The organism is Flavobacterium sp. UBA7680 (assembly GCF_002482975.1).
In the GTDB taxonomy this organism is placed as follows: domain Bacteria; phylum Bacteroidota; class Bacteroidia; order Flavobacteriales; family Flavobacteriaceae; genus Flavobacterium.
This window is the reverse complement of the sequence record NZ_DLHA01000024.1, coordinates 72,093-81,821: the sequence shown is the minus strand read 5'-3', so window position 1 is coordinate 81,821 and position 9,729 is coordinate 72,093. Positions and strand designations below refer to the sequence as shown.

General features: G+C 33.8%; 8 protein-coding genes. 4 read left to right on the top strand and 4 right to left on the bottom strand.

Going from position 1 to position 9,729, the window contains the following annotated elements:
• Both groEL and B3C18_RS09635 read left to right on the top strand, forming a co-directional pair.
• Window positions 1-1,131 (top strand): chaperonin GroEL (groEL, locus tag B3C18_RS09640; protein WP_291146034.1); only part of this gene is annotated, 1,131 nt, incomplete at its 5' end.
• A 296-nt stretch (window positions 1,132-1,427) separates the two neighbouring features.
• Entirely contained in the window at window positions 1,428-2,630 is a 1,203-nt protein-coding gene (locus B3C18_RS09635) for an ectonucleotide pyrophosphatase/phosphodiesterase (protein WP_291146031.1), read from the top strand.
• Between the two features lie 405 nt (window positions 2,631-3,035).
• Here the strand turns inward: B3C18_RS09635 and B3C18_RS09630 are convergent, their stop codons facing one another.
• The 4 genes from B3C18_RS09630 to B3C18_RS09615 form a co-directional block, all read right to left on the bottom strand.
• Complete coding sequence (locus B3C18_RS09630; RefSeq protein WP_291146028.1) at window positions 3,036-3,875, bottom strand: oxidoreductase; 840 nt, start codon at window positions 3,873-3,875, stop codon at window positions 3,036-3,038.
• A gap of 91 nt (window positions 3,876-3,966) precedes the next feature.
• Entirely contained in the window at window positions 3,967-4,875 is a 909-nt protein-coding gene (locus B3C18_RS09625; RefSeq protein WP_291146025.1) for a helix-turn-helix domain-containing protein, read from the bottom strand.
• Window positions 4,876-5,363: 488 nt separating this feature from the next.
• Window positions 5,364-6,893 carry a SulP family inorganic anion transporter gene (locus B3C18_RS09620; RefSeq protein ID WP_291146022.1) on the bottom strand — a complete coding sequence of 510 codons (1,530 nt, stop codon included), beginning with the start codon at window positions 6,891-6,893 and terminating at the stop codon, window positions 5,364-5,366.
• A 234-nt stretch (window positions 6,894-7,127) separates the two neighbouring features.
• Window positions 7,128-7,340, bottom strand: a complete 213-nt coding sequence (locus B3C18_RS09615) for a hypothetical protein (RefSeq protein WP_053472125.1) — start codon at window positions 7,338-7,340, stop codon at window positions 7,128-7,130.
• Window positions 7,341-7,765: 425 nt separating this feature from the next.
• On the opposite strand from B3C18_RS09615, the gene B3C18_RS09610 reads away from it, so the two are divergent.
• Both B3C18_RS09610 and B3C18_RS09605 read left to right on the top strand, forming a co-directional pair.
• Window positions 7,766-8,764 (top strand): sensor histidine kinase, encoded by a 999-nt coding sequence (locus B3C18_RS09610; protein ID WP_291146017.1) that lies wholly within the window; start codon window positions 7,766-7,768, stop codon window positions 8,762-8,764.
• Window positions 8,737-9,447, top strand: coding sequence for a LytR/AlgR family response regulator transcription factor (locus B3C18_RS09605; protein WP_291146014.1), 711 nt, complete (start codon window positions 8,737-8,739; stop codon window positions 9,445-9,447). Before B3C18_RS09610 ends, B3C18_RS09605 begins: the two co-directional genes overlap by 28 nt.
• The last annotated feature ends 282 nt before the right edge of the window (window positions 9,448-9,729 follow it).

Genomic DNA, 9,729 nt, shown 5'->3' with positions numbered 1-9,729 from the left:
GCAAAAGTTGGAAAAGAAGGAGTTATTACTGTTGAAGAAGCTAAAGGAACTGATACTTTCGTTGACGTTGTTGAAGGAATGCAGTTTGACAGAGGATATCTTTCTCCTTATTTCGTAACAAATCCAGAGAAAATGGAAGTTGAATTAGACTCTCCATACATCTTATTATACGACAAAAAAGTTTCTTCTTTAAAAGAACTTTTACCAGTTTTAGAGCCAGTTGCTCAATCAGGAAAACCATTATTGATTATCGCTGAAGATGTTGACGGAGAAGCTTTATCTACTTTAGTAGTAAACAAATTAAGAGGTGCTCTTAAAATTGCTGCTGTAAAAGCTCCAGGTTTTGGAGACAGAAGAAAAGCAATGTTAGAAGATATCGCAATCTTAACTGGTGGAACTGTAATTTCTGAAGAAAGAGGTTATACACTTGAAAATACAACTATCGAAATGTTAGGAAACGCAAAAAGAGTTTCTATCGATAAAGACAATACAACTATCGTAAGTGGTGCTGGTGAAGCAGATATCATCAAAAACCGTGTAAACCAAATTAAAGGTCAGATGGAAACTACAACATCTGATTATGATAAAGAAAAATTACAAGAGCGTTTGGCTAAATTAGCTGGCGGTGTTGCAGTTCTTTATGTTGGTGCAGCTTCTGAAGTTGAAATGAAAGAGAAAAAAGACAGAGTTGATGATGCTTTACACGCAACTCGTGCTGCTGTTGAAGAAGGAATTGTTGCTGGTGGTGGTGTTGCTTTATTAAGAGCAAAAGCTGCGTTAGCAAATCTTAAAGCTGATAACGCTGACGAAGCAACCGGAATCCAGATTGTTTCTCGTGCAGTTGAGTCTCCATTAAGAACTATTGTTGAAAATGCAGGTCTTGAAGGTTCTGTAGTTGTTGCTAAAGTTTCTGAAGGTTCAGGTGATTTTGGATACAATGCTAAAACTGACGAATATGTAGATATGCTTACAGCTGGAATTATCGATCCTAAAAAAGTAACTCGTGTAGCTCTTGAAAATGCTGCATCTGTTTCTGGAATGATCTTAACTACAGAATGTGCATTAATTGATATTAAAGAAGAAAGCGCTGGCGGAATGCCAATGGGCGGCGGTATGCCAGGAATGATGTAATCGTTCTTTTCTTAAAACTTAAAACGCCAGATGAATGTCTGGCGTTTTTTTGTTTTTGTTTGCCACGAATTACACGAATTTTCACGAATTATTTTTTTTAGCCACAGATTAAAAGAATTAAAAAGATTATAATCTGTGAAAATCCTTTTAATCTGTGGCAAACTTTTTTTACACAAAGCATTCGTGAAAATTCGTGTAATTCGTGGCAAACCTTTTTATTTTAAGATTGTTTAACATTCTGTTTTTGCTGTTAAAAACTGTTATAAGTAAATTTGTGAATTCAATAAAATTCAATAATGAAAAAGCATTTTACCTCACTCCTATCTTTAGTTTTTCTTTCGCTTTCTTTTGTTTTACAAGCACAATCTAATAAAGACGCTTATGTAGTTTTAGTCTCTATGGATGGATTCCGCTGGGATTATCAAAAGCAATTTAATCTTCAAAATTTAAAGCAAATTGCAAAAGAAGGCGTTCATGCAAAATCAATGAAACCTTCTTATCCAAGTAAAACTTTCCCCAATCATTATTCTATTGTAACGGGACTTTATCCAGATCATCATGGCATCATTAATAATGTTTTTTATGATGCATCACTAAATGAATCGTTTTCATTATCATCAAAAGCAAAAAATGATTCTCGTTTTTATGGAGGAAACCCTATTTGGAATGTAGCTGAGCAGCAAGGTGTAAAAGCTGCGTCATTCTTTTGGCCGGGATCTGATATTGACAAAAGAAATCCAAGTTATTTTAAAAATTACGATAATAAAATTCCGTATGGAGCGAGAATCGATACCGTTTTAAAATGGTTACAGCTTCCAGAAAAACAACGTCCGCATTTGGTGACTTTATATTTTGATGAACCAGATCATACAGGACATAATTTTGGTCCGCTTTCTCCCGAAAACAAAAAAATGGTCATTAAAATGGATTCTATTATGGGAGAATTGTCTAAAAAATTAGATCAATTAGCCATCGGAAAACAAATCAATTTAATTATTGTTTCAGATCACGGAATGGCCGATATCAGCAATGATAAAAAAGTAGCTGTTTTAGATTATATAAAACCGGAATGGCTGGGTTATAAAGACGTAATTAATCCAATTATGAGTCTTCAGGCAAAATCAGGTTTTCAGGATTCAATCGCAAAAGCTCTAAAAAAAGTACCGCATATTAAGTTTTGGAAATCAACCGAAGTTCCGAAGAGATTACATTATGGAACAAATCCGCGAGTTCATGATTTTGTTATTGAAGCAGATAAAGGATGGAGTTTAGTTGGTAAAGAAAGTACACATATAAATGGCGGTACGCATGGTTATGACAATGATGACAAAGATATGCATGCTATTTTTTATGCGAAAGGGCCAGCTTTTAAAGTAGATAAATCAGTAAAAACATTTCAAAATGTTTCCGTTTATCCTTTAATCGCTCATATTTTAGGCTTGCAGATTGATCAGGTTGATGGGAAATTGAGTGATGTGAAATCGATGCTAATTAGATAATGTGCCAATTTGAAAATTAGATAATTTTTGAATTAATTTAATACGACCCAATTTTCTGTAGAGACGCATAGCAGTGCGTCTAACGCAACGTAATCACAATATTTGATATACGAAACGTAGACGCACTGCTGTGCGTCTCTACGGAAAATTGGAATCTATTTATTTTTCCCAATCATTAAAAATCAATTGCCTCCAGTTTTAACTGGAGGTTTATTTTATAAAATACACAAAAGGCTTTAGCCGAACTTTAAAGTTTTGGCTAAAGCCTTTTGCTTTGCTTTATTTATCCCTCCAGATAAATCTGGAGGCAATTGAAATTAGAAATCATTACAACAATCTAACTTCAGAATTAACTAATTCAAAAATTATCTAATTTTCAAATTGGCAGATTCTCTCATTGTCAAATTAAAATCCAGTTGATACCGAAACTGATTTCCATTGTTCCAATTCACTTTGAACACTTGCTATTTTTTGATTCGCCATATTGTAGGCATCCTCTCCTAAAAACAAATGTAACGGTGGATTTTGATCCTGACTTGCTTTAATTAAAGCTTCTGCTAATTTTACAGGATCTCCAGGCTGATTTCCGTTGATATCATCTTTGTGAGCGCTTTCAGATTCTCTTACGTTTTTGTATTCAGCTATTGGATTTTCTGGCAATAATAAAGAACTATCTTTTAAGAAATCTGTTCTAAAATAACCCGGATAAACGATAGTAGCGTGAACTCCAAAAGGCTTAATTTCTGCAGATAAAGATTCTGTTAAACCTGCAACAGCAAATTTTGTAGAGCAGTAAATTCCCCATCCCGGAAATTCTCCGTAATAACCACCAACAGAAGAAATATTAAAAATGTGTCCAGATCTCGCAGCACGCATATACGGCATTGTATTTCTGATCACATTCAGTAATCCGAAAACATTTACTTCGTAATTTTTTCTTGATTCTGCATCAGTTAATTCTTCTAATGTTCCTAATAAACCATAACCTGCATTGTTTACTAAAACATCAATTGTTTTAAAATGGCTTACAGCTAATTCAATTGCATTTTTAACGCTTTTCTCATTAACTAAATCCATTTCAAGAGGAAGAAAATTTTCTGATGGATTTCCTAATACTTTTACTAAAGATTCCTGACTTCTTGATGTTGCTGCTACTTTGAAACCTTCTGCCAATAATTTTTTAGCTAATTCTAATCCAAGTCCTTTTGAAGCACCTGTGATAAACCAAACTTTGTTATGTCCCATGATTTTAAATTTTTACGTTTTAATTACAGGACAAAGGTATAAGCGAAGTGCTTCTGGAAAATTAAAGTAATCAAGCAAGAAGTTACAAAAATCAAACAATTTCAGTTAAACGATAGTTTTTAGGTGAAACCTGAACATTTTTTTTGAAGAAATTGATAAAATGTGACAATTCTTCGAAGCCTAAGCACCATGCAATTTCATTAATATTCCAATTGGTTTGTTTGAGCAGAATCATCGCTTCCTGAACAATTCTTTCAGAAATTATCTGAGAAGTTGTTTTTCCTGTGGTTTCTTTTAATGCTTTATTCAAATGATTCACATGCACATTTAACTGACTTGCATATTCTGAAGGTGAACGAAAATTAACTTGCTGCGTAATCGATTCAATCGGAAACTGGCGTTCCAGTAATTCTAAAAACAATGAAGAAATTCGGATTGTCGCGTTTGATTTACTGTATAATGAAGTAGTTACAGTTTGAGTTTTGAGTGCAAGATGAATAATTTCGAAAACCAAATTTCGGAGTACGTCATATTTAAAAGCGTAATCAGAATTGATTTCGTCAAACATTCTTAAATAAACTATTTTTAAAGATTCGGCCAATTCCATAGAAATCGGAACTATCGGATTTCCGCCGGGCTGGAATAATGGATATTCTTTTAAATTGCCATATTGACTAAAAAAAGCATCAGTAAAAATGCAGAAAAATCCGGTTTGGTTTTCATCAACTTGTTCCCAATTATACGGAATCTGCGGATTGGCAAAAAACAAAGCTTGATCTTCAATAACCGATATCTTATCGGCATAATGCACTTTGTTTTTTCCGATGATCAAACTGATTTTATAAAAGTCTTTTCGAGTATACGGAAATGGTTTACAGATGCTTCCAACAAAATCATCCAATTTAAAAACATTAAAATGTCCGATTTCTTTTTTAAGATTCTCGGGCATTCCGTTTACTTTGATTGTGTAAAAATCTTCTAAGGTTTCTGTTAGTTTCATTTTACAAAGTTACGAAAATCAAACAAATTAGATAATTTGAGAATTAGAAAATTGAGGTAATCGTTTAACGCAATGCATATCCGTAGAGACGCACAGCAGTGCGTCTACGTCGCGTATATCAAATATTGTGGTATACGTTGCGTGAGCACTGCTGTGCGCCTCTACAGAAAATTGGAATGTTTAAATTGTCAATTTCTTAATCAATCATATAATGAATCGAGTGTCACCCTGAGCGAAGTCGAAGGGCGTTCCAATTAGCACGTGGGCTTCGACTTCGCTCAGCCTGACAATCTTTAGGCAATTTTTGATAATTAAAAATAAGATAATGATACCCGCAACGCATATCCATAGAGGCGCACAGCAGTGCGTCTACGTTTCGTATATCAAATATTGTGGTTACGTTGCGTGAGACGCACTGCTGTGCGTCTCTACAGAAAATTGGGACGGGAAAATTAATTCCACAATTAATAATTCACAATTCACCATTATTAAGACACTACTTTGTACGTAGGATCTTCAATTACATTGACATTAATAACAGCATCGGCATTTTTAAGTAATTGTCTGCAGTCTGGGCTTAAATGCTGTAATTCGATGGTTTTATTTTCCTGATTGTATTTTTTGGTGAGATTGTTTAAAGCTTCAATTGCCGACATATCAGAAACGCGGCTTTCTTTAAAATCAATAATTACATGATTTGGATCGTTTTGTGCATCAAATTTTTCTAAAAAAGCAGTTATAGAACCGAAGAATAACGGGCCGTAAATTTCATAATGTTTTACTCCGTTTTCATCGATAAAATGTCTCGCACGAATTCTTTTGGCACTTTCCCAGGCAAAAACCAAAGCCGAAATGATTACGCCAATTAAAACCGCCAAAGCCAAATTGTGCAATACAATTGTTATTAAGGCGACCAGAATTCCGACGAAAATATCGTGTTTTGGCATCTTGTTAATAATCCTGAAACTTGCCCATTCAAAAGTGGTAATCGCCACCATCATCATAACGCCGACTAAAGCTGACATTGGCAATTTTCCAATTACAGGCGCTCCAAAAAGTATAATCATTAAAATCGTCAAAGACGCAATAATTCCAGAAAGTCTTGCTCTTGAACCTGCACCAAGATTCACTAAAGTCTGTGCAATCATTGGACAGCCTCCCATTCCGTAGAAAAAACCGTTTAAAATATTCGAACTTCCCTGTGCAATACATTCTCGATTGCTATTGCCACGCGTTCCGGTAATTTCGTCGACTAAATTCAGCGTAAGCAAACCTTCAGTCAAACCAACAGCCGCAACAATAACAGAATAGGGAAATATTATTTTTAAAGTTTCAAAAGAAATTGGAATATTCGGAATATGAAATGGAGGAAATCCGCCTTGAACTGAAGCAATATCTTCGACTGTTTTGGTTTCGATATTAAACACAATTACCAAAGCAAAAACAATCATAATAGCAACCAAAGATGCTGGAACTGCTTTTGTGATTTTAGGAAAAACCAAAACAATCGCAACCGTAAGTGCAACTAAACCCAGCATAATATACAAAGGCGTTCCCTGAAGCCAGGAAACCTGACCGTTTACCATAGTTTTAAACTGCTCTAACTGCGACATAAAAATGACAACAGCCAAACCGTTTACAAAACCAAACATTACGGGCTGCGGCACTAAACGAATAAATTTTCCGAGTTTGAAAAGTCCTATACATATTTGCACGACACCGCCAAGTGCGACGGCCGCAAAAACATATTCAATTCCGTGCGATTTCATTAAGGCAATCAAAACGATTACCGTTGCTCCTGCTCCACCCGAAATCATTCCGGGTCTTCCGCCAAAAACTGCCGTAACTAATCCGGCAATAAAAGCAGCGTATAATCCAACTAAAGGTGGAAAACCGGCCAAAATTGCAAACGACAAAGATTCTGGAATCATCGTCATGGCGACAGTAAATCCGGCTAAAATTTCATTTTTATAATTGACCTTTTGGGTAAAATCGAAGAGTTGGAAAGCTTTTTTCATAAGGCACAAATGTAGAAAATAATGCCCAAATAGAATTAACCTTCTCTAGTGGAAAAAGTATTTACAAGAAATCGAACAGTATGCTAACAAAACTGTTTTAAAAGAAAAACGAAAACCGAAAGTATGAAACTTATCATTTTATTTGTTTAATTTTTAGAATGAATTATTACACAAAACTATTTATAAACTGATATATTCAGCTGCGTATTTCTACCTGTTTTGTTTAATAAAATGTTAATCTAAACGAATACAGGTATAACCAAGACAATTAACATAATCGATAATATTATCGCAATGCAATTCAACGCCTTCTACACGCAGTATTTTGTCGCAGTCTTCGAGGTCAAAATTGATTTTATAATCCGGAAACTGAGTCTGGATAACGGCGGTGACATAATTTTTGTCTGATTCTTTGCAGACGTTTGTTTTAAAAATTTCAACAACCATAATTATTAATTTAATTTTTAAACTGTGGGATTAATTTCGTTGAAAAAGATATAAGATGTTCTAATTCTGGCGTAAAGCAATAATCGTAGGTAGCGGCGGATTTAAATTCCGGCTGATTCAGCTCATAAACGCCTTTTAAATTTGAGGTGTTTAAATTTAAGTAAAAACTTTCAGTATTTGATTTTGTTTCTGCGGAAATTCCACTGTTTTGAAATTCGTTTTGAAATAAAAAATACTGCGACAAAATAAAATCCATGTCTTTTTTGGTTTTAGAGGATAATTAAATTCGAAGTCAAAAATACTTTAGAGTTACCTATTATAATAGGATATTTATACCAACGGCGTATCATTTATACGAATGGCGTTTGTATAAAATATTATCCTCAAATAGCTATGAACTATAATATTAAACTATTTTTGCCTTCATGAAAATCCTCAAAATTTACCAAAACTTTTTTCTAAGAAACCTCATCGTGCATACCTTCATACTTATGGTAATTTTTGCCTGTGTATATGATGAACTTCGTTTAGCTGGTCATGACTTTTGTTATATGATCACTAAAATTGCAATAGGATATTTTCCTTGTATTCTCTGGATTACTGTTTTTAATCTTTTTATAATCAAACGATTATTATTCAAAAAAAAGGTCAAAATATTCTTTCTGCTGTTTTTAACGTATTGGACTTCTTTTTACTTTTTCATTAATTGGTTTTTTCCTTTAGTTGGTTTCGGAAATTTTAAAACCCTGCAGATATTATCGCTGCTTATCAACGGAATGTTTTTCTATTTTATTCATGTTGTGATTACGAAAAAGATCATGGATGCTGATAAAGACATTATGAATTTCAAGTCTGAACTTTCATTTTTAAAGCAACAACTCAATCCGCATTTTTTATTGAATGCTATGAATAATCTTTACGGAGAAGCATTGTCTGAACCGGATAAAGTTCCAGACAGAATACTGAATCTTTCAGATTTACTGCGTTACCAAATTGAAGCTACTAAAAAGGATTATGTTTTAGTTGCAGAAGAAATTGCTTTCGTTAAAAAATACATTGAATATTACTCTTTTAGAAATGATCGTTTGAATATTACCCAGAATTTTGAAGGTGATTTTGATGAAATCGAGATTCCGCCTTTATTCTTTTTACCTTTGGTAGAAAATGCGGTTAAATTTTCTGCCGAAACTCCAATGCCTTTTATTGAATTAGATTTAAAAGTAAAATCACGAAATTTGACTTTTATTATTAAAAACAATTATCTCGAATCCGGATCACGGCTTTCGGGCACCAGAATTGGAATTGAAAATCTAAAAAGACGCTTAGAGGTTTATCGCTTAAGACATGATTTAAGCTGCGAAAAAGAGAAAAATATGTTTGTTGTAAAATTAAGTATATGGCACTTACCTACCGCTGTCTTATAGTCGACGACGAATCGCCGGCGCACAAAGCGCTTGCCTCACATATTTCAAAGTTTGACGAACTGGAACATTCCGGAAGTGCTTTTAGTGGTATGGAAGCCCTAAAACTGCTTAACGCCAACCAATATGATATTATTTTTCTGGACATTAATATGCCTGTAATTTCGGGTGTCGAATTAATGGAACTTCAGCCTAATAGACCGCTCACGATTGTCACAACAGCTTATTCTGATTTTGCACTTTCGGCTTATCAAAACGATGCGATCGATTATTTACTAAAACCTATTTCACCCGATAAATTTGCTAAAGCAATCGAAAAAGCTAAAACCTATTTTTCCGGCAACAGTCTGAAAAAAGAAAATAATACCAGCGCAAAAAACCTTTCTTACCGCCTAAACGGACAAACGATCGACATGCCGCTTTGCGATATTATTTATATCGAAAGTCTTGGCAACTACATGAAACTTTACTGCACAAAACTTAATTTACCACATATTGTTTATGGTTCGCTGTCGAGCATTGCCTCAGAAATTGATAGCACGAGTTTTGTTCAAGTGCATCGCTCTTTTATTGTAAACGTAAACAAAATCTCTGCTGTTACGTTTAAAAATCTTACTATGTCTAACGGGGAAATTATTCCTGTTGGAAGGAAATACCAGATTTTACTGGATGGTTTTTTGAAGTAGTCTTTTTTTTGTTTAACGAATTATGTAAAAACCTCAACTAAAATTAGTTGAGGTTTTTTTTTATTTTTTTTTAATAATAAAAAACCGTATAAATACGCAGCGTCGTTTTGTGGAATTTTGGTAATCTTGCTTAAACAAATGTTAAATAAAAAAGTCATACATCAAATCATATTTTAAAAAGCTTTAGTCCTAAGCGTTAAAGAATTTTTAGATAATTTCAATTACGAACCAAATCAACTTTAATGATTATGAAAACCAAGATATTCCTCCTAACAATTATAT